This window comes from Curtobacterium sp. YC1, from assembly GCF_016267665.1.
Classification (GTDB): Bacteria; Actinomycetota; Actinomycetes; order Actinomycetales; family Microbacteriaceae; genus Curtobacterium.
On record NZ_CP066341.1, the window covers coordinates 1,227,524 to 1,247,932 of the forward strand.

Consider the following 20,409-nt stretch of genomic DNA (forward strand, 5'->3'; position numbering starts at 1 on the left):
TTTTCTGGAGCCGAGCACCCGTCGGACGCTCGCGGTGTTGTCGAGGTGCGGCGGGCCTCCAGGCCGGACGCCGTCAGGCGACGCCGCGCCGCGGACGGAAGACGCCCGCCCGCACCAGCCACACGTAGAGCAGGCAGCCGATGCAGACGTCGAAGACGGCGTTGAGGAACGCGGCGACCAGGGCGACCGCGGCTCCGATCGGCGCGGCGTACGGCACGCCGAGCAGCGCGAGGAGCAGGGCGACCGCGGTGACGAACAGGCCGACCTGCTGGGCGAAGGTCGGGGGTTCCGAAGCCTCGAGATCGGCGGGCGGGGCGAGGCGCGGGCGGACGAAGCGGCGGAAGAGGGCGCCGTAGGGATGGCGTCGGATGCCGGCGATGCCTCCGATGGCGAAGAGCACCACGATGACGGCGAGCAGGACGATGCCGACGGTGAACGTCTCGGGGACGAGGGTGAGGACGATCGTCGCGGCGAGCAGCACCGTGGTGATGGCGGCGCCGAAGCGTGGGGAGCGCGGGTCGATGCCGCGGGCGGGGTCGTTCGTGGTGGTCATCGGGACTCCTGGGGACCGGTGGTGCGTGTGACGAGGACGGTGTCGAGGGCTGCGGCGAGCTCGGGCGGGCGGGGTGGCCCGCCGAACCGCGTGTGGACGGATCTGTCGGCGGCGAGCAGCAGGACCGTCGGGGTCTGCAGGACGTTGAAGCGGGTCGCGAGATCGGGGCGTTCGGTGAGGTCGATCTCGAGTCGAGCGACGCCGTCGTGTCGGGCGGCGAGGGCGTCGAGGTGGCGGCGGGTGCCCGGGCAGCGGGCGCAGGTCGGGGTGGAGAACTGGACGAGGGTGGCGACGCTGCCGTAGTCGCTCTCCGGTGCGAGGCCGTCGGCACGTGGGACATCGGAGCTGATCTTGTGGCCAGCGGGTACAGCACGGCCGGTGCGTCGGCGCAGGAGCAGCCCAAGGACGGTCGCGAGTGCGAGGATCCCCACGAGGACGGCGACGGCGGTTCCGACGGTCATGCGGTGACGGTACGCCCGGCGGGTGACGACTCGGCGAACGTGACCGGATGTGACGCGAGCGCATCAGGGGCTGCTGCGGTCCTGGCAGGCGATGGAGGCCCAGCGATCGAGCTCGTGTTCGACGCGGTCGGCGACGGAGACGGCCTCGTCGTGTTCCCAGGACCGGATGACGCGCCAGCCCTCTGCGATGAGGATCGCCTGGTTGCGGAGATCACGCTGGCGGTTGGCGAGGAGCTTCCGACGCCACAGCTCGGCGTTCGCCTTCGGCAGGTGCGTGTGCTCCTCGCAGAGGTGCCAGAAGCAGCCGTCGATGAAGACCGCGATCCGGGCTCGGGGAAAGACGAGGTCCGGACGGACGCGGCACCGACGGCTCACCTGTCGGTCGACGAAGAACCGGCGGCCACGGCGGTGCAGCTCGCGCCGCACGGCGAGTTCCGGTGCGGTGTCACGTCGGCCGAACCGTGCCATGTGCAGTCGTCGCGCGTCGTCGGCAACCCAGGTCTCCATGTCACGACCATGCCGAGACACCGGTCGATGACGGCCGGGCGGCCCGGGGGCGGTGGACACCGTCGGCTCGGTCGTCGACTGTGGAGGAAGTTCCTGCGGTGCTGCTCGCGCTCGCCTGCCGCTCGACGGACCGTGTCGTCGCGAGCCACGGCGGGGCAGGCTTACTCGGGGATGCCGAGGCGCTCGCACTCCGCCCACTGTTCGGGTCGGCGCTCAGCGATCCACGCGGTGAACTCCTCGTACCCGCGGTAGATCGTGAAGACCATGAACTGCTTCTTCCTCCGGTCGTTCCACGCGGTGAGGCTGATGAACGTCGGTCCGCCGTTCGATTGGGATCCGTACCGCAGCGTGTGGATGTCGTCCACCTCGCGACGACGGAGACGGCCGAATCCGGACTTCACGTCGTAGTGCCGGTCGTACACGTCGATCCGGCCTGCGGCGAGTGCCTGTCCGAGCAGCCACATCGCCGCGCCGAGGCCGGCGAGGAAGCCGAACGCGGTGCTGTCGGCGCCCGGGGCAAACACCTGCTGCAGGACGATGCCGGGAACGCCGATGACGACCCCAGCCGCGCCGACGACGGTGAAGATCGCTCCCGGGAACCTCGGCCGCCGCACCACGAACAGCGGTGCCTCGTGCTCCTTCGTCGCGGTCCCGCCCCATGTGTTGATGCTGTCGCTCATCGTTCCCCCTCCGTCGGATACCGTACCGAACGGACGTCGCCCTTCCTCGGCCAGGACGGTGGAGGCGTCGGAGTGCGGCGCGGCTCAGCGTCAGAGTCAGAGTCAGCGCTCGCTGGATGCCGCGAGGTAGCGGCGGGCGCCTCGGATGTTCCGCCGGAACGAGATGCTGAAGCCGACGCACGCGACGATGATGGCGGCGACGAAGATGCGGCTGAAGCCGGCGCTCCAGGCATCGTCGCGGAGCAGGTTCAGGAGCTGTGGGCCCCCGATCCCGGCGAACAGCAACAGGGTTTGGGCGAGGGTGACCGGCAGGGTCGTGGATGCGACTCGCGCCGACTCGCGGGCCGGGAGCGCGAGATCGGAGTCCCGCGGTTCGATCGGGCGCCCCGAGTAGACGGCGCGGAGGATCGTGCGACGTTCGCGCTGGTTGAACGTCCGCCCTGGGGTCTGCATCTCGCGCCCGAGTCGAAAGGTCGTGGGCAGCAGGGAGAAGGCGCCGCCCAGTCCGCAGATGCTCAAGCCCATGCCGAGACTGGCAAGGATCCGTGTGGACGGCGGATCGCCGGTGGTCAGGAGCACGCCGGCGAGTGCGCCGATCACGAACCCGACGGTCGCGATCACGATGGTCCGGCGTCGTGCTCGTCGTACGGTGTCGTCCAGTTCCCTCACGCGGTCCACAGTACGGTGCGCCGGGTTTCCTGACCGTACGATCATGCGCATGAACAGCGATGTCACGCCCGGCCGGTACCGCCACTTCAAGGGCAACGACTACGAGGTGCTCCTGGTCGCCCGTGACGTCGAGACGGAGGAGCCGGTGGTCGTCTACCAGGCCCTGTACGGCGAGCACGGCCACTGGGTCCGCTCGCTCGCGGACTTCACGGCGCACGTGGCCCGTGACGGGTACGACGGGCCGCGCTTCGTGCCGGTCGGCGGCTGACAGCCCGAGCAACCGGTGTCGGCGCCCGCCCCTAGGCTTTCAGCGCACCGGAGAGCAAGGGGGAGCGCATGCAGATCGGCGTCAACGGGCACGTGCTGCTCAGCCCGAGTGACCTGAGCACGTGGGCGGCCTGCGAGTGGGCGTTCCTCCGCCGGCTCGACGCCAAGCTCGGTCGCGGCGGCCCCTTGCCCGACGAGCACGACGACATGCTCGAGCGCACCGCACGCCTGGGGGACCAGCACGAGCTCGACTACCTCGACATCCTCAAGCAGACCCGCGACGTCGTCGAGTTCGATCGCCCCACACCGCAGGACTACGCCCGAGCAGCCGCCGAAGCCAGAACGGCCTTCGAGACCGGCGCTGACGTCCTCTACCAACCGACCTTCCACGAGCCGCCCACGCCCGAGCACCCGGGGTTCATCGGGTTCGCCGACTTCATCATCCGCAACGACCGCGGCGAGTACGAGGTCTACGACACCAAGCTCGCCCGCCACGCGAAGATCAGCGCCCTGCTGCAGCTCGCCGCCTACGCCGAACAGATGCAGGCGCACGGCATCCCCACGGGCGAGCAGGTGCACCTGGTGCTCGGCGACCGGACGACGACCACGCACGAACTCGCCGACATCGCGCCGGTGTACCGGACGCAGCGCGCCGAGCTGCAGCGGGTCATCGCGGAGCGCCTCGGTGCCGACGAAGAACTCCACTGGGGCGACCCCCGCTACTCCAGCTGCGGCCGGTGCGCGATCTGCCAGACCCAGGTGCAGCAACACCGCGACCTGGTCCTCGTCGCCGGCATGCGCCTCGACCAGCGGACGAAGCTGATCCGGCAGGGGGTGCGGACGATCGACGACCTGGCGGAGCGCACCGCGGCCGTACCCGGCATGTCGCGGAGCACGCAAGATCGGCTGGTGCGTCAGGCGCGCCTCCAGACCGAGACCGAAGCCGATCTGGACGCGCACCGAGCGGTCGGACACCCGGCCATGCCGCGCTTCGAGGTCCTCGATCCGCGCGCGCTCGACGCGATCCCGGTGCCCGACGCCGGCGACGTCTTCTTCGACTTCGAGGGCGACCCGCTGCACACCGAGGACGGCGTGCACTGGGGCCTCGACTACCTGTTCGGCCTGGTGGACGACCAGGCCGCGTTCACGGCGTTCTGGGCGCACACCATCCGCGATGAGCGGGTCGCGCTCGAGCAGTTCCTCGCGTTCATCCAGGCGCGGCGCGAGCAGTACCCCGGGATGCACATCTACCACTACGCCCCGTACGAGCGGACGCACCTGCTGTCCCTCGCCGCCCGGCACGGCGTGGGCGAGGAAACCGTTGACGACCTGCTGCGGTCCGGGGTGCTGGTCGACCTGTACCCGATCGTCCGCAAGGCCCTGGTCGTCGGGAGCCGCAGCTACTCCATCAAGAAGCTCGAGCCGCTGTACATGGGGTCGGACCTGCGCGAGAGCGACGTCACGAACGCCGCCGACAGCATCACCGCATACGTGGACGCCATCGAGGAGCTCCGGAACGGCGATGCGGTGGAGGGGCAGCGGATGCTCGACCAGGTCGCCGACTACAACGCGTACGACTGCCGCTCGACGCTCCGGCTGCGCGACTGGCTGCTGTCGCTGCGGCCCCCGCGGCGCGAGGAGTCGAGCCAGCAGGACGATCTGCTGCCGCCGATCCCGGTCGAGCGCGAGCCGAACCCGGTGTCCACGGCGCTCGCCGCGGAACTCGACGACGTCGACGCCCTCGACCGCACGCCCGACCAGACCGCGTTGGCGCTCGCCGCCGCCGCGATCGACTACCACCGCCGCGAGGCCAAGACCTTCTGGCAGGACCACTTCGACCGCCTGCGCAACCCGGTCGACGACTGGGCCGACACCCGCGACGTGCTGGTCGTCGAGCGAGCGTCCGTCGAGCGCGACTGGGACACGCTGCCGCGTGCCCGGTCGCAGTCGCGAGAGCTCCGGTTGTCGGGGACGCTCGCGCCCGGTTCGCGGCTCCGGCCTGGAGGCACGCCCCACCTGGTCTACGACGACCCGCTTCCGCCGTCGGTCACCGCTCCGGCGCCGGGTTCGAAGGGTGCGTCGGCTCGCGCGGTCGTGCTGGACGCCTTCGACAACGGTCACGCGTTCGAGGTGATCGTGAAGGAGAGCCTGCCGGTCGGCGGTGGGGAGCCGCACCACGACGTCCCGGTCGCGCTCGCGCCGGCCGCCCCGCCGCGCGCGAAGCCCCAGCCCGAGGCGATCGCCGAGTGGGGGCAGGAGGTCCTCGACGCCCGGCCGTCGATGCTGCCCGACCCCGCGCTCGACCTGCTCCGCCGGGTGCCGCCGCGCGGTGCACTCGCTCCCGTGGCCGCCGACGACACCGTCTCCGCGGTGGTCACGACGCTGCTCGGGCTCGACCGCTCCTACCTGGCGATCCAGGGTCCTCCCGGGACGGGCAAGACGTACGTCGGCTCGAACGTCGTCGCGCGGCTCGTCCGTGAGCACGGCTGGCGGGTCGGTGTGGTCGGCCAGTCGCACGCGACGTCGGAGAACTTCCTGGCCTCGGTGGTCCGAGCGGGGGTGCCGGCCGACCGGGTGGTGAAGGTGCCGAAGTCCGGCGCGACCGAGGACGATCTCGAGGCCGCCGTGTGGACCCCCGTGAAGAACAACGCCGAGCTCGGTGCGTTCCTGTCCTCGTGTGCCGAGACGGGGACCGGGGGCGTGGTCGGTGGGACCGCGTGGACGTTCGCGAACGAGGGCACGGTCCCGCGGCGCTCCCTCGACCTGCTCGTCGTCGACGAGGCCGGGCAGTTCTCGCTCGCGCCGACCATCGCCTCCTCGGTCGCTGCGACGCGCCTGCTGCTGCTCGGCGACCCGCAGCAGCTCCCGCAGGTGTCGCAGGGGTCGCACCCCGAGCCGGTGGACCAGTCCGCGCTCGGGTGGCTGGCGGACGGCGAGCACGTGCTGCCGCCGGAGTTCGGCTACTTCCTCGCGCACACCCGCCGGATGGAGCCCGCGCTGACGGCGTCGGTGTCGGGGTTGTCCTACGACGGGCAGCTCAGTTCGATCGTCAGCGGGCGACACCTGGACGACCTCGACCCGGGCGTCCACCCGTTGCCGGTGGTGCACGCGGGGAACACGACGTCCTCGGCGGAGGAAGCCGCCCGGGTCGTCGAACTCGCACGGGGCCTGGTCGGTCGTCGGTGGGTCGACGGCGATGTGTCACGGGCGCTCACGGACGAGGACGTCATCGTCGTGGCGCCGTACAACGCGCAGGGGGCGCTCGTCCGCGAGGCCCTCGACCGCGCCGGACTCCGTGGGACGCAGGTGGGCACGGTCGACATGTTCCAGGGGCGCGAGGCCGTGGTGTCGATCACGTCACTGGCGGCGTCGAGCGCGGCGGACATCCCACGCGGACTCGACTTCCTGCTCATGCCGAACCGGTTGAACGTGGCGTTGTCGCGGGCGCAGTGGGCGGCGTACCTCGTCTACTCGCCGGCGCTCACCACGGGGCTGCCGCCGTCGATCGCGGGGCTGTCCCTGCTATCCCGCTTCATCGAGCTGGTCGAGCCGCCGGCAGCCTGACCGTCGTGGCGGTCGTCGTGGTCTCGGCCGGCGTCGTCCTCGGGGAGCAGGGCGGGTCTCCCCGAAGCGCCTGACGGTTCTGGTTCACAAACTCCGAGGATCGTGAACCAGAACCGTCAATGATCGGGAAACACGACCGCCCCCGCCGCGTCGTGACGCCAGAACGAGGGCTGGCCGGACGATCCACCGCCCTGGAACGGTGGAGGCATGGGGGAACACACGATCACCGCCGACCGGCAGCGCCCGAAGGGAACGGCCCCGCTGACCCTCCGCGCCCGGAAGCCCGGGTACGCCGTGATGCAGCAGTGTCTCGCGATCCAGGCCGAAGGCCCCCCGCGGACCGCCCGGCAGCGGTTCTGGGGCCACAACCCGCTCCGTCCCGAAGCCCGTTCCTGGTTCACGGGCGCGATCGGCGAGCGGCAGGTCGCGACGCAGCTGGAGCAACTCGGCCCGGACTTCACGGTCCTGCACGCCGTTCCGATCGGGACGGGCACCACGGACATCGATCACGTCGTGGTCGGTCCGACCGGCGTGTTCTCGATCAACACGAAGAACCACTCCGGTCACGCGGTCTGGGCGGGCGGACGCACGTTGATGGTGAACGGTCAGCGGACGCCGCACCTGCACCGCGCGCTGACCGAGGGGCAGCGCGCGACGTCCCTGCTGTCGGCGGCAGCAGGGGTTCCGATCCTCGTGCAGCCGATCCTGGTCGTCGCGGCCGCGGAGCTCCGGTTCGGCAAGAAGTCGCCCGCAGCAGTGATCCTCCAGCCCGAGCACGTGGGGAGGTGGGTCCGCGGTCTGCCGCGTGTGCACTCGGACGAAGCCGTGCGCTTCCTCTCGATGCTGGCCGAGGAACGGGGCACGTGGCACGTGGATGCCGTGGTCATCGACGACACCCTCCGCCACGTGCAGCGCTTCGAACGACTCGAACGCGAGATCGCCGACGCGCGCTCCCGTCGGAGCCTCATGCGCCGCGCTCGGGTCCTCGCGGTGCTGGCCGTTCCGGCGGGCGGTCTGCTCGGGTACTGGTGGGCGGTCGCCGCGACGGCGATGGCGGCTGCCTGACGACGGATGCTCCGAGCCGCAGACAGTCCGGGTCAGTCGTCGTCGGTCGGGACTCCGCCCTGCATCTGCGCCCGCATCTCGGCGAGGACGTCCGCGTGCAGGAAGTTCGCGTCGGCAGCACTCGTCGGGTCGACCACGATGCCGAACTCCTCGGGCAGTGCGGACACGAGCTCGGACATCGGCACCGGACGCCCCTCGTTGTCGGGCAGCCCGGCGGCGAGCTCGGCGGGGTCGGTGAAGACGGGCACGAACGGCTTGTCCCGGATGATCACGTGGGCGACGCTGCCGCCCTCCGGAATGCCCTCCGGCTTCCAGGGGACCCACGCCGCGCTGCGCAGGAAGCCCGCCGGCGAGGCGGCCATCCGCCGTCGGAGTTCGGCGGCCGCGCTCGGCGGCGCCTTGTCGACGCCGCGGCCGAAGGCTGATCCGTTCGTCTGATCGGTACTCACGCCAGCCATGCTGTCACGGTGAGCCAGCGGAGCAGGGTGAGCCGGGCCTCCAGGCCAGGACCCGCGCCCAGCAGTGACCGACCGCCCAGCGTCAGCAGGCGCCGAGCACCCGTACCATCGCGTCCCGCTCCGCCGGTGCGACCCACAGGCGGTACTTCGCCTTCACCGTGACCTGGTGCTCGACGTAGGTGCAGCGGAACGCCTTGTTCACGGGCAACCAGGTCGCGGCGTCGCCGGAGCCCTTCTGCGAGTTCGACCGCCCGTCGACCGCGAACAGGTTCATCGGGTCGTTCGCCAGCGCCTCGCGGGTGTCCTGCGACAGCTGCTGCCCGCCGGTGCGCCACGCGTTCTCGAGCGCGACGACGTGGTCGATCTGCACGAGCGTCGACGTCGTGTTGCCGCGGACGAAGTCGACGGTCGCGCCCGTGTACGGCGAGACGAGGATGCCGGTCAAGACCTTGCAGCGCCCCTCGCGCGTGATGCCGGTCAGGTCGCGGGCCAGCACGTCGTTGCGGGTGTCGCAGCCGTTGCGGTCGACGTCGAGCCAGGCGCTGCCGAACTGGCCGGTGCGGTCGTAGCCGGTGCCGGCCGCCTTGCCCTTGACGGGCAGGTCGGCGAGCAACGCGCGAGCGGCGGCTGCATCGGTGTCGGTGCCCCGGCTGACGGTCGGACTGGAGGCCCGGCTCGGCTCCGTCGATGCGCCCTGCGGTCGGCTCGTGGTCGTGTCCCGGGCGGCGGGCTCACCGGCGGCGTCGGGCCCCAGGGCGCCTGTGGCGTCGAGCGCGTACCCGCCGAGGGCGATGGCCAGGACGACGATGACGGAGGTCAGGGTGATGCGGCTGCGGCGTCGGCGGGACGTCATGCGGTGGGACTCCAGGTGGTGCGGGGCGGAACGTGGTGCGGCGTGGAACGGGCCGGCGGCTCAGGCCAGCAGGGAACGGATGTCGTCGGCGGTCAGGTCGTCGGCGAACAGGGCGTCGTCGTCGATCATCGTGGCGAACAGTTCGGCCTTCTTCGCGGCGAGGGCCAGCACCTTCTCTTCGATGGTGTCCTCGGCGATGAACCGCTGCACCGTGACCGACCGGGTCTGCCCGATGCGGTGCGTGCGGTCGACTGCCTGGGACTCGGCGGCGGGGTTCCACCACGGGTCGAGCACGAACACGGTGTCCGCCTCGGTCAGGGTGAGCCCGAACCCGCCGGACTTGAGCGAGATGAGGAACGCGGGCGCGGTGCCCTGCCGGAAGCGCTCGATGACCTCGGGGCGCTTGCGCGTGGAACCGTCGAGGTACTCGTACCCGATCGCTCGAGCGTCGAGGGCGTCCGACACCATGCGCAGGAACGAGGTGAACTGGCTGAACACCAGGGCGCGGCGACCCTCGGCGGCGAGCTGCTCGAGCTCGTCGAGCAGCAGGTCGAGCTTGGCCGAGGGGATCGGAGGTGCGGAGACGTCCGAGTCGCTCGGCGGCGACGACACCAGTGCCGGCGACAGCGCGAGCATGCGCAGCAGCGTCAGCGACCGGAAGACGATCATCCGGTTCTTCGACAGGTCGTCGATGAGGTCGAGGACCTTGAGCCGCTCCCGGTTCAACGTGCGCTCGTACAGCTCCCGGTGCGCGGGGTCGAGCGTGACGCGGACGACCTGTTCCTGCTTGGGCGGCAGGTCGGCGGCGACGGCCTCCTTCGTGCGCCGGAGCATGAGCGGCCGGATCCGTCGCCGCAGCCGCGCGGTGAGCTCCTGCCGGGCCTCGCCACGCAGGTCGGGGGAGGCGAGGGGCTTCACGTAGTCGTCGCCGAACCGGGTCCAGCTCGACAGCAGCCCGGGCGCGACGATGTGGAACAGTGCCCACAGGTCGGTCAGCCCGTTCTCGAGCGGGGTGCCGGTGATCGCGAACTTCACCGGTGCCTGCAGCTCCGACGCCACGCGGTGGGTCTGGGACTGCGGGTTCTTCACGAACTGCGCCTCGTCGAGCACGAGTGCCGACCACGGCAGGTCGGTCCACGCCTGGGCGTCGAGCCGCAGGAGCGCGTACGAGGTGACGACGACGTCGGCCTGCGACGCCGTCCGGGCGACGAGGCCCGGGTCCTTCAACGAGGTCGAGGTGACCGTGGCGACCCGCAGCGACGGCACGAACTTCGCCGCCTCGGCCGCCCAGTTGCCCACGACCGAGGTCGGCGCGACGACGAGGAACGGCGGCGCCGCGGGCTCGGCGGCACGACGGGCGGCGATCATCGCGAGCACCTGCAGCGTCTTGCCGAGCCCCATGTCGTCGGCGAGCACCCCGCCGATGCCGTGCGAGGCCAGGAACGACAACCAGGCGTACCCGGCGTGCTGGTACGGCCGCAGCTCGGCGTGCACGGTGTCCGGCACGGCGACGTCGCCCGGGGGAGTCGCCCCGAGCAGTCCGGCGGTGACGGCCTGCCAGCGTTCGTCGTGCGACGTCTCGTCGGCCAGCAGGTCGAACTCCGACCACAGTCCGGCGTGCAGCGGGGTCACGGCGATCGGCTGGTCCGGCTCCCACTCGTCCAGGTCGCGGGCTTCGTCGATGAGTTCCTTGAGCCGGTCGAACGCGGGGTCGGCGAGGGACAGGTACGAGTTGTCGACGAGCTTCAACCGTCGCTGCCGGCTCGCGAGCGCGGTGAGCAGCGGCGTGAACGGGATGTGCTTGCCGTTGACGCTGACGATGATGCCGAGGTCGAACCAGTCGTGCTTGTCCGACGGCATCGTCGTCACACGGATGTGCGGCCGTCCGCTCAACCGCTCGTAGTCGAGCCGCTCACCCTGCACCACCGTGCGGATGCCGAGCGCTGGGAGCTCCGGCAGCAGCTCGTTCGCGAACACCGCGACGTCGGCCCCGTCGATGGTGCCGTCCTGGAACCAGTCCAGTCCGCCACCCGGTCCCGTCGGCCGGTCGGGAGGCCCGGCCTGTGCCGCGTCGTCGGCCTGCGTCGCCGCCGTGGTCGGCTCCACCGCCGCGGCCGGGTCCGCCACGGGACCGGCGTCGGTGCCGGACGGAACGTCGGTGCCGGCCGGATCGTCGTCGTCCGCAGGATCGTCGGCGGCGCGGAGCACCGACAGGTCGGGGAGCGGTCCGTGCAGCGAGACCGGGTCCTTCCGACCGTCGACGTGCCAGCGCCAGTGCAGGTGCACCCGGTCGTCGGTGCGCGGCGCCCGGGCCGGTTCGAACGTCGCGGTGAGCACGAGTTCCGGCGGCGTGCGCTCGGGCAGCTCCACCGACCCGTCGGAGCTGACCAGGCCGAGGGCACCGCGCAGCCGGGGCGACCAGTCGGCCAGGAACTCGTCGACCTCGGCGTCCGGCACGGTGATGCGCGACCCCTCGAGCAGCATCCGGCGCTGGTCCGCCGGCACGGGCGCGGGTGTCGGAGCCAGGCCGACGGTGAAGTCGGGAGCCTCACGGAAGACGTAGACGCCGTGGTCGCCGATCATCCGCGCGGCTCCGGGCACGACGGGCCGGCCGTCGAGCACGGCGCTCGCCCCGATCACCACGGCGCCGTCGTGCCGCGCCACGTCGAGCAGCACCTGCGCCTGCTCGCCGAGGACCGCACCGCCCTCACGCTTGCCGGTGACGAACGCGATGTCGAGCGCCGCGGCCTGCCGGAGCAGCGGCCACAGCAGCGGGCTGCGGAAGTCGTCGAGGTGCAGCCAGTCGCTCTCGCCCGGCAGCCCAGCGAGCTGCCCGGCACGGTGCAGGGCCGCGAGCTGCAGGAACCAGGCGTGCTGGTCGGCACCGACGCCCAGGCGGTTCTGCGAGTAGGGGAGCGTGCCCCAGGTCAGCTGCCCTCGGACCCAGTTGCCGGCGTCGCTGCGGGTCACCGGGCGGACCCCGAGCCGGACGGAGCGCGACGGCGCCGGCAGCGCCCTGCCGGCCGCGCGAGCGCGGGAGGCGAGCCTGGCCGGGACCGCGTCACGCAACTCGAACTGCAGACCCATCCGCGTGCCCTGCGGGGTGACCGCCTGCTCGTCGTCACCGGCGAGGCGGGCGAGGTCGTGCCTCCAGTCCGACGGTGGCGGAGCCGGCGCTTCCGGGCGTGGGCCGGCGTTCGCGGCGAGTGCGCGGGCGTTGATGGTGAGCAGCGCGGCGGCCACGTGCTTGCAGTCGCCGCCGAGGGGACAGCTGCAGGTGCTCCGGACCGGGCGGACGAAGTCGCCACGGGCCGGGGTGGTGTCGATCCGCAACTCGTAGGGGTCGTCGGCGGTGCCGGAGACGGTCGCAGTGACCGTGCCGTCGTCGGTGTGCCAGGTGGCGTCGTCCACCAGGCCGGCCCGCACGACGTCGCGTGCACGGCCGAAGGTCTGCGGCCCGACGAAACGGATGACGTCGACGGCGTCGATCATCGGGGCTGCTGGCACGGACCCCATCGTGCCAGCCACCACCGACCATCCCGCACCGCCACCCGGGAGCCCTGTCAAGCGACAGGACTACCGTCCGGGGAGGACGCGACGACTGCGGTCCACGATGGATTGGACACGCTCATGCCGGACCGCCTGCACTGGGTGCACGACTCCGAGGACCACTGGAACGTGCTGCTCGACTCGGAGCTCGTCTGCGACGTCACGCGGAGCGCGCAGTACACCGTCGACTCGCCGGACCACTCGCTCGTCGGCGCGCACTCCTCGCTGGAGAGCGCCGCCGCCCAGGTGCACGGATGGGTGCGCTGGACCGGCCGTTAGGCCAGGGAACGAAGCTGGCTTGTCGGACGCGGTGACCCTCCCTAGCGTGGGGAGTACAGACCGCGTGCTCCCGCACCCTTCTGATCGAGCAGGGAGAGGAGTCCAGATGAGCGCCAACAGCACCGGGCCCGTCACACCCGCTCCCCGTGACACGCCTCCACGATCCCTCATCGCGGTCGCCGGGCAGGACACCGACTCCGCGATCAGTTCGCTCGCCGGCATGTACGCGGGCAAGGCCTGGTACTCCCGGCCCCTCGACCAGGACTACTGGTACAAGTACGTCGCCGTCGGTGACGACCAACTGAGCATCCGCCGCTCGCAGATGCACGGCTACCTGCGGGGCGACGTCGCCACCGAGGGCGAGGTCGTCGTGCAGTGGCTCGAGTCCGGGCAGGCCCGCGTCGACGTCGGCCGCGACGAGGTCCGCATGCGACCAGGGGTCCCCACGATGTTCCCCGTCGAGCGCCGCTTCGAGATGGAGTACCAGGACTGGGACCAGCGCCTGGTGCACCTGCGTCGGGACCTGGTGCTCGACGTCGCCGCCGAGGACCACCTTGTCGACGGCACCCTGACCTTCGACTGGCGGGCCGAGCCCGACGCGGCCGCGATCGGTGCGTGGCGGACGGCCGTGGCCGGTGCCGTCCGCGCCCTGCGCGAGGAGGGCGACCAGTCGCTCGCGTGGCACGAAGCGCAGCGAGGAGTCGCCCGCGCCCTGCTCCGGCTCTACCCGATGCAGGCCGAGCGCTTCCCCGCCGGGTACGGCACGCGGAGCGACGGCCGGCTGCGCGCGGCGGTCGAGTTCATCCAGGCGCACGCCCACGAGCCGCTGACCGTCGCGGACATCGCGACCGCCGCCGGGCTGAGCATCCGCGGGATCCAGGAGTCGTTCCAGCGCGCGTTCGAGCGCTCGCCGATGACGTACCTGCGCGAGGTCCGGCTGGGGCGGGTGCGCGACGAGCTCGTCGTGCTCGACCCGCACGCGACCTCGGTGGCCGACGTCGCGCGTCGGTGGGGGTTCGCGCACATGGGGCGGTTCGCGTCGGTGTACGCGGCGCGGTTCGGGGAGTACCCGCGGGAGACGTTGCGGCGCTGAGGGCCGGAGCGCGGCTGCGCCGCCGTCTCGCGCGGCGCTGTCGTCAGTCCTTCGCGGGCTTCGCCAACTCGCTGTGCCGCCGCGAGTAGCCGAAGTACACCCCGAGCCCGATCGCGAACCAGATCCCGAACCGCACCCACGTCTCCCACTGCAGGAACGTCACGAGCCACAGCGACGCGACGACACCGATGATCGGGATCACCGGCATGAACGGCAGCCGGAACTGGCGGTCCAGGTCGGGCTGCCGGTAGCGCAGCACGATCACGGCGGAGCAGACCACCACGAACGCCAGCAGGATGCCGATGTTCGTCAGCTCCGCGACGACGCCGATGGGCAGCACGCCGGCCAGGATCGCCGACGCGATGCCGAGGATCCACGTGACGCGGGTGGGGACGTGCCGCTTGGGGTCGGTCTTCGCGAACCACTTCGGCATGAGGCCGTCGCGGCTCATCGAGAACCAGACGCGCGAGGCACCGAGCATGAAGGTCACGAGGACGGTGACGATGCCGACGATGGCCCCGATCGCGATGACGTTCGCGACACCGCCGAGCCCGACGGACGCGAACGCCGACGAGAAGCCCGACGCCGGGTCGATGTCGGTGTACTTCTGCATCCCGGTGAGCACGAGCGTCGCCAGCACGTACAGCACCATCGAGATGCCCAGGGACAGCAGGATCGCCTTCGGCATGTGCTTGCGGGCGTCGGTGGACTCCTCGGCCGCGGTGGACATCGCGTCGTAGCCGAACACGGCGAAGAACACGGTCGCGGCGCCCGTCATCACGCCGCCGAACCCGAACGGGAAGTACGGGGAGTAGTTCGCGCTGTTGATGTGGAACACGCCGAGCACCACGATGAGCACGACCAGTGCGACCTTGATGCCGACGGCGACGAACTCGAACCGTGCGGCGCTGCGGATGCCGCGGGTGAGCACGAAGGCGGTGAGCAGGCACAGGATGATCGCGAAGACGTCGACGACGTGGCCGTCACCGGTGCCGGGCGCGCCGAGCATCCAGGCGGGCAGGTCGATGCCGAACTGACCGACCAGGAACCCGACGTAGCCGGAGATGCCGATCGCGACCACCGCCACGATCGCCGTGTACTCGAGCAGCAGGTCCCAACCGATGAACCAGCCGACGATCTCGCCGAGCACGGCGTAGCCGTACGTGTAGGCGCTGCCGGCCTTGGGGATGAGGCCCGCGAACTCGGCGTAGGACAGGGCCGCGGCAGCGCTGGCGACGCCCGCGACCAGGAAGCTGATGAGCACCGCGGGGCCGGCGACGCCGTTCGCCACGGTGCCGGCGAGCGTGAAGATGCCCGCGCCGATGATCCCGCCGATGCCGATCGCGGTGAGCTGCCAGAGGCCGAGGTGCCGTTTCAGGCCGCCCTCGCCCCCGGTCTCGTCGTCGATGGTGTCGATCGGCTTCCGTCGGAAGAGCGTTCGTGTCGTCGTCGTCACCCGCCCATGGTGCACCCGGCGGGCGATCGGCGCACGGTTCCATCGGACCGAGACGGGTCGGCACCGGAGCAGGACACGCCCGCCGTCCGGGCTGAGCGCAGGCAGAGGGCGTAGACGAGGTGCATGCGTCACCCGAAGCGGATCGAACCCGGCCCCGGACAGGAATCGGTCTGGGACTACCCCCGCCCGCCGGCCGTGCAGCCCGTGACCGACCGTGTGGTCGTCCGGCTCGGCGGCACGGTCGTGGCGGACACGACCGACGCCGTGCGGGTGCTCGAGACGTCGCACCCGCCGGTCTACTACCTGCCGGTCGCCGACATGGCCGAGGGCTCGCTCGTCCGCGCCGAGGGCTCGAGCATGTGCGAGTTCAAGGGCCGTGCGCGCTACTTCGACGTCGTCGGCGGTGACGGCACGGTCGCCAGCCGAGCCGCCTGGGACTACCCGACGCCCGAGCCCGGGTACGAGTCGCTGCGGGACCACGTGGCGATCTACCCGTCGGCGATGGACTCCTGCGAGGTCGGCGGCGAGGTCGTGCAGGCGCAGGAAGGTGACTTCTACGGCGGCTGGATCACGGCCGACATCGTCGGGCCGTTCAAGGGCGGGGCCGGCACCTTCGGCTGGTGACCCGCGTCAGCGGTGGGCGTACGGCGACCAGAACGGCGGCGGGAACGCACCACCCGTCACGATGACGAGCACCTGCCACACGAGCATCACCAGGCCGACGGTACCGATGACGATGCCCACCCACGCCCACACCCGCACCGCACGGCGACGCCCGGCGATCCGGAGCGCCCGCATCCCGCTCAGCACGCAGACCAGCCCGAACACCGCGCCGAGCAGCACGTGCCGCACCGTGGACTGCGCGGGGACGATGATGCCGAGGTAGAAGGCGAGCGGGGCGAGCAGCACCGCGACGGTCGCAGGTGCCGCCGGTGGTTCGTGGTCCCCTGCGGCAGCTCCCATGGGTCTGAATCTAGCGAGCAGACCGCGATCCGTACACGCCCGGGGAGCGTCGCGTGGGCGCACGGTCCGGCGAGCGGGCACCATGGAGGCATGCGCTCCTTCTTCCGCGTCCTGCTCGGCCTGGCACTGGTGTTCGCCGGCACCAGCCACCTCACGTTCGCGCGTCGGGAGTTCACCGCCCAGGTGCCCGACTTCGTCCCGCTCGACGAGGACACGACCGTGCTCGCGTCCGGGGTGGCGGAGATCACGCTCGGCTCGGCGCTCGTGCTCGCGCCGAAGCCGTCCCGTCGGCTGGTCGGCAACGTCGCCGCGCTGTTCTTCACGGTGATCTTCCCCGGCAACCTGTCGCAGTGGGTCAACCGTCGCGACGCGTTCGGTCTGGACACCGACGAGAAGCGCTTCGGCCGCCTGTTCGGCCAGCCGCTCCTCATCGCGCTCGCCCTCTGGTCGACGCGCGGCCGGCGTCCCTGATGGCTGGGTCGGCGGAGCGGACGGGGCCGTCGGCTGCGGCCGGCCCGGACCCGCTCGCGTCCGCTCCGGCGCGGTTCGGCCGGGAGGCCCGGCACCCCTTGGCCGGTCGTCGTCGCGTGGCCGACCTGGTCGCCTCCACGGCGCTGCTCGTCGTGCTCACGGTCGAGGCGCTGGCGGCGGGTTGGGGCATCAAGCTCCTGTCGCTGGCGTTCGTGTCGTGTGCGGCACCCGGGAACTCCTGCAACGCGGCGCTCGGTGACTCGGTCGTCGTCGCCGGTCCGATCCTGGTCGCGGTGCTGTTCGTGGCGACGCTCGTCGTGAGCGTGCTGCGGCTCGTCCGGCGCCGGCTGACGTGGCCGGTGGTGCTCGTCGGCATGGCGGCCGTCGTGGTGGTGTTCTTCGCGGCGATGCTCCTCGTCGACAGCTCGGTGTCGCGCGGCATCTGACCCGGCTCTCCTCCACAGGCAGCGCGGGTGCGGTGATCCGTCCACAGGAGTCCCGGCGCAGGTCATCGGCGGCGGCGGTCCGGCCACGCTGGGGGCATGCCTGACACCGACATGCTCGACCGTCTCATCCGAGAACCCGTCCGCACCGACGACGACGTCGTCCGACTCGTCACCGCCGTCATCGAACGGGCCATCCGACCACAGTGCTGGGTGCTCTTCCTCGACGACCGCGGGATGCCGATCCCGTTCCTGCTGCCGATCGCCGACCTGCCGGTCGAACCGGACGAGCACGTCGAGGACTTCGCGGCCCTGATCGCAGACGTCGTCACGCAGCTCGGTGCCGCCGACGTCGTGCTGGCGTGGGAACGCCCCGACGCCGACCGGCTCGCACCGGCCGACTGGGGGTGGATCGACGCGTGCGCGTGTGCCCTCGACGAGCAGTCCGTCCGGCTCCGCGCGCAGGTCGTCGTGCACACCGGGGGCACGGCGGTGATCGAGTTCGACGAGGGTGCGCGTGCGCTGGCCTCGTGACCGCTCAGCCCTGCGGGGCGATGTCCGGCACGGTCGCGCCGGTGAGTTCCTCGACGATCGCCTTCGCCTCGGGCCACGACTTCGCGTAGTGGTCCGGATCAGAGTTGACCTGCACCGCGTGCGCCATCTGTGTCGGGGTCATCGTCTTCCAGCCCGGGATCTTCACGAGCTTCGCGTAGAACATCGACGCCGCCGTGTACGGGTCCATCCGCTGTTCGTACGTGCCCCACGCACCGTTGTCGCGCTGCTGGAACAGGCCGCGGCTGTCCGGGCCGGCGGCGTCGCCGTGGTCCAGGTTCACCAGGCTCGACTCGCCGATCGCGGTCATCACCCCGACGGCCTGGGTGTGCGGCCCGATGCCCAGTGCCTGCGCCGCCCGGACGACGTGCGCGGCGTTCACCAGGCGGTCCTGGCAGAAGCCGCCGACGGGCCCGGCGGGCACGACCATGCCGCCCACGGTCTTCGCGGCGACGGCCGGGCACGCGGGCGTCGGGGTGGCGGCGCTCGACTTCGCGATGCCGGCGATCGAGTTGACCGCGATCACCACGAGGACGACCACGCCGATGCCGACCGCCACGACCCCGGCGCCGAACACCGAGGCGAGGGTGATGCCGACACGGCGCATGGCGGGACCTCTCGACGGGCTGGGCGGGTGCTGGACGGGCGGAGCAGGAAGAGCAGCACGAGCGTACGGGCACCTCCTGGGAACCGTGCGGCGGCCCGCCGTGGTCGCGGGGCGGGCGCCAGGGTGCGCCGGCGGTTGCTCGCCGCAGGGAGGGCAGATCCCCGACGACGAGTGACGGTCCTGGTGCACGAAGCGGGGGCTTCGCGAACCAGGACCGTCACGGGTCAGACGAGCGCGGCGATCAGCAGACGAGTCGGCCGTCGAGCGCGGGGATCAGCCGTCGCGTCGGTCGTCGCGGCGACGGCGAAGCAGGCGCCAGCCCCCGGCAGACAGCGACAGCACGGCGATCACCGCGATGACCACGGTCCAGATGACACTCGTCGCGTCCATCAGCCGTCGCGGCGGTCGTGCGGCGGCCGCTGCACCTTGGTCGGCTCGGTGACGAGGCCGGTCGGTGCCTTCTCGGCCTGCTTGCGGCCGTGCGTGAACCACGTGACGACCCAGAGCAGCACGCCCAGGGCCAGCAGCGCGCCGGCGATCTGGTACTGCTGCGGGTCACGTCCGGACGAGAACGGCAGCACCAGCCACAGGCACGTGATCACGCCGATCACGGGGATGATCACGCCGGCGCGGAAGTGCTTGTGGCCGACCCGGTCGCGCCGCAGCACCAGCACCGTGACGTTCACGACGGCGAACACGGTCAGCAGCAGCAGCGAGGTCGTGCCACCGAGCACGACGACGATGGGCGACTCCGGGTCGAGCGAGACCCAGCCGATCAGCGCGAGCGAGATGAGCGTGGTGAAGAAGATCGCGGTCGACGGGGTGCGGCGCGCGGGGGAGATGCGGGACAGGAAGCCCGGCAGCACACCCTGCTTGCTCATGCCGTACAGCAGTCGCGACGCCATCATCATGTTGATCAGGGCGGTGTTGGCGACGGCGAACATCGAGATGAACGGCAGCAGGTCGGCGATGGGGAAGTCCGGGGCGGCGGTCTGCACGACCGTCACGAGCGGGGTCTCGTTGCCGGCGAGCTCGCCGATCGGCACGACGGCCACGGCACAGATCGACACGAGCACGTAGATGACGGCCGTGATGCCGATGCCGGTGAGCATGACCTTGGGGAAGATGCGCGACGGGTCCTTCGTCTCCTCGGCCATGTTCACCGAGTCCTCGAAGCCGACCATCGCGAAGAAGGCCAACGAGGTCGCCGTGCTGATCGACAGCAGCAGGGACTTGTCCTCCGGCGTCTCGAACATGACCACGCGGGAGAAGTCCGCGTTGCCGCCGGCGATCGCCCAGAAGCCGATCAGGATCACCATGACGAGACCGGACAGCTCGACCAGCGTCAGCACGACGTTCGTCTTGACGCTCTCGCTCACGCCGCGGAAGTTGACGAGCATCACGGCGAGCATGAAGCCCATCGCGATGAGCATCACCACGCCGTTCGGCAGTTCGAGTCCGAACCCCGCGCCGAGGTTGGCCGCGAACGCTCGCGACGCCGTGGACGCCGAGGTGATGCCCGAGCACATGACGATGAACGTGACGATGAAGGTGACGAAGTGGATGCCGAACGCCTTGTGCACGTACAGGGCGGCACCGGCGGTCTGCGGGTACTTCGTCACGAGCTCCAGGTACGAGAACGCCGTCAGCAGCGCCACCGCGAAGGCGATGAGGAAGGGGAGCCACGCTGCTCCGCCGACCTCCGCCGCCACCTGCCCGGTGAGCGCGTAGACGCCGGTCCCCAGGATGTCGCCGATGATGAACAGCAGCAGGAGCTTGGGACCGAGGACCCTGCGGAGCTCGGGGGTCTCCGACTTCGGGTGGTCCGACTTGGTTGTGGCCATGCGTCACCCTTTCGTGTGCGATGCCTTGCTGTCCAGTCCCACAGGGAGGTTTCTCGCGATCGCAACACGGTGGTC

General features: G+C 71.3%; 21 protein-coding genes. 9 read left to right on the plus strand and 12 right to left on the minus strand.

The features are described from left to right. Positions 1–73: 73 nt before the first annotated feature. The 5 genes from I8920_RS05855 to I8920_RS05875 all read right to left on the minus strand — a co-directional run bounded on the left by I8920_RS05855 (position 74) and on the right by I8920_RS05875 (position 2,936). Positions 74–553 (minus strand): DUF4395 domain-containing protein, encoded by a 480-nt coding sequence (locus I8920_RS05855; protein WP_198658201.1) that lies wholly within the window; start codon positions 551–553, stop codon positions 74–76. Further along, the gene (locus I8920_RS05860) at positions 550–1,014 is read right to left on the minus strand and encodes a thioredoxin family protein (protein ID WP_198658202.1); all 465 of its coding nucleotides are present in this window, start codon (positions 1,012–1,014) and stop codon (positions 550–552) included. Before I8920_RS05860 ends, I8920_RS05855 begins: the two co-directional genes overlap by 4 nt. 63 nt (positions 1,015–1,077) lie before the next feature. Further along, positions 1,078–1,521 carry a DNA mismatch endonuclease Vsr gene (vsr, locus tag I8920_RS05865; protein WP_198658203.1) on the minus strand — a complete coding sequence of 148 codons (444 nt, stop codon included), beginning with the start codon at positions 1,519–1,521 and terminating at the stop codon, positions 1,078–1,080. Between the two features lie 161 nt (positions 1,522–1,682). Continuing rightward, positions 1,683–2,201, minus strand: a complete 519-nt coding sequence (locus tag I8920_RS05870; protein ID WP_198658204.1) for a hypothetical protein — start codon at positions 2,199–2,201, stop codon at positions 1,683–1,685. A gap of 102 nt (positions 2,202–2,303) precedes the next feature. Beyond that, positions 2,304–2,936, minus strand: a complete 633-nt coding sequence (locus I8920_RS05875; RefSeq protein WP_198658205.1) for a hypothetical protein — start codon at positions 2,934–2,936, stop codon at positions 2,304–2,306. On the opposite strand from I8920_RS05875, the gene I8920_RS05880 reads away from it, so the two are divergent. The 3 genes from I8920_RS05880 (at position 2,920) to I8920_RS05890 (ending at position 7,766) form a co-directional block, all read left to right on the plus strand. After that, entirely contained in the window at positions 2,920–3,138 is a 219-nt protein-coding gene (locus I8920_RS05880; RefSeq protein ID WP_198658206.1) for a DUF1653 domain-containing protein, read from the plus strand. The genes I8920_RS05875 and I8920_RS05880 overlap by 17 nt on opposite strands. A gap of 68 nt (positions 3,139–3,206) precedes the next feature. Further along, positions 3,207–6,701: a TM0106 family RecB-like putative nuclease gene (locus tag I8920_RS05885; protein WP_198658207.1), complete on the plus strand. Its 3,495-nt coding sequence runs from the start codon at positions 3,207–3,209 to the stop codon at positions 6,699–6,701. A gap of 207 nt (positions 6,702–6,908) precedes the next feature. Beyond that, positions 6,909–7,766, plus strand: coding sequence for a nuclease-related domain-containing protein (locus tag I8920_RS05890; protein WP_198658208.1), 858 nt, complete (start codon positions 6,909–6,911; stop codon positions 7,764–7,766). Positions 7,767–7,798: 32 nt separating this feature from the next. Here the strand turns inward: I8920_RS05890 and I8920_RS05895 are convergent, their stop codons facing one another. The 3 genes from I8920_RS05895 to I8920_RS05905 all read right to left on the minus strand — a co-directional run bounded on the left by I8920_RS05895 (position 7,799) and on the right by I8920_RS05905 (position 12,584). After that, positions 7,799–8,215 carry an SseB family protein gene (locus I8920_RS05895; protein WP_198658209.1) on the minus strand — a complete coding sequence of 139 codons (417 nt, stop codon included), beginning with the start codon at positions 8,213–8,215 and terminating at the stop codon, positions 7,799–7,801. A gap of 91 nt (positions 8,216–8,306) precedes the next feature. Continuing rightward, positions 8,307–9,077 carry an HNH endonuclease family protein gene (locus tag I8920_RS05900; RefSeq protein ID WP_198658210.1) on the minus strand — a complete coding sequence of 257 codons (771 nt, stop codon included), beginning with the start codon at positions 9,075–9,077 and terminating at the stop codon, positions 8,307–8,309. 60 nt (positions 9,078–9,137) lie between these two features. Next, positions 9,138–12,584 (minus strand): DEAD/DEAH box helicase, encoded by a 3,447-nt coding sequence (locus I8920_RS05905; RefSeq protein ID WP_198658211.1) that lies wholly within the window; start codon positions 12,582–12,584, stop codon positions 9,138–9,140. A 123-nt stretch (positions 12,585–12,707) separates the two neighbouring features. Here I8920_RS05905 and I8920_RS05910 point away from each other — a divergent pair, with 123 nt between their 5' ends. Beyond that, positions 12,708–12,905: a hypothetical protein gene (locus I8920_RS05910; protein WP_198658212.1), complete on the plus strand. Its 198-nt coding sequence runs from the start codon at positions 12,708–12,710 to the stop codon at positions 12,903–12,905. Positions 12,906–13,011: 106 nt separating this feature from the next. Further along, positions 13,012–13,998 carry an AraC family transcriptional regulator gene (locus tag I8920_RS05915; RefSeq protein WP_198658213.1) on the plus strand — a complete coding sequence of 329 codons (987 nt, stop codon included), beginning with the start codon at positions 13,012–13,014 and terminating at the stop codon, positions 13,996–13,998. 43 nt (positions 13,999–14,041) lie between these two features. Here I8920_RS05915 and I8920_RS05920 read toward each other — a convergent pair whose 3' ends face one another. Beyond that, positions 14,042–15,454: an amino acid permease gene (locus tag I8920_RS05920; protein ID WP_198658214.1), complete on the minus strand. Its 1,413-nt coding sequence runs from the start codon at positions 15,452–15,454 to the stop codon at positions 14,042–14,044. 123 nt (positions 15,455–15,577) lie between these two features. On the opposite strand from I8920_RS05920, the gene I8920_RS05925 reads away from it, so the two are divergent. Beyond that, entirely contained in the window at positions 15,578–16,078 is a 501-nt protein-coding gene (locus I8920_RS05925) for a DUF427 domain-containing protein (RefSeq protein WP_198658215.1), read from the plus strand. A 6-nt stretch (positions 16,079–16,084) separates the two neighbouring features. On the opposite strand, the gene I8920_RS05930 is transcribed toward I8920_RS05925, so the two are convergent. Continuing rightward, positions 16,085–16,417, minus strand: a complete 333-nt coding sequence (locus I8920_RS05930; protein ID WP_198658216.1) for a hypothetical protein — start codon at positions 16,415–16,417, stop codon at positions 16,085–16,087. Positions 16,418–16,507: 90 nt separating this feature from the next. On the opposite strand from I8920_RS05930, the gene I8920_RS05935 reads away from it, so the two are divergent. The 3 genes from I8920_RS05935 to I8920_RS05945 all read left to right on the plus strand — a co-directional run bounded on the left by I8920_RS05935 (position 16,508) and on the right by I8920_RS05945 (position 17,865). After that, a complete protein-coding gene (locus tag I8920_RS05935) occupies positions 16,508–16,888 on the plus strand; it encodes a DoxX family protein (RefSeq protein WP_198658217.1) in 381 nt (126 codons plus the stop codon). Further along, the gene (locus I8920_RS05940) at positions 16,888–17,334 is read left to right on the plus strand and encodes a DUF6264 family protein (RefSeq protein ID WP_198658218.1); all 447 of its coding nucleotides are present in this window, start codon (positions 16,888–16,890) and stop codon (positions 17,332–17,334) included. Before I8920_RS05935 ends, I8920_RS05940 begins: the two co-directional genes overlap by 1 nt. A gap of 96 nt (positions 17,335–17,430) precedes the next feature. Beyond that, complete coding sequence (locus I8920_RS05945; RefSeq protein WP_198658219.1) at positions 17,431–17,865, plus strand: hypothetical protein; 435 nt, start codon at positions 17,431–17,433, stop codon at positions 17,863–17,865. 4 nt (positions 17,866–17,869) lie between these two features. Here the strand turns inward: I8920_RS05945 and I8920_RS05950 are convergent, their stop codons facing one another. Beyond that, a complete protein-coding gene (locus I8920_RS05950; RefSeq protein ID WP_198658220.1) occupies positions 17,870–18,490 on the minus strand; it encodes a hypothetical protein in 621 nt (206 codons plus the stop codon). A gap of 389 nt (positions 18,491–18,879) precedes the next feature. Next, positions 18,880–20,334 carry an APC family permease gene (locus I8920_RS05955; RefSeq protein WP_198658221.1) on the minus strand — a complete coding sequence of 485 codons (1,455 nt, stop codon included), beginning with the start codon at positions 20,332–20,334 and terminating at the stop codon, positions 18,880–18,882. Positions 20,335–20,409: the final 75 nt, after the last annotated feature.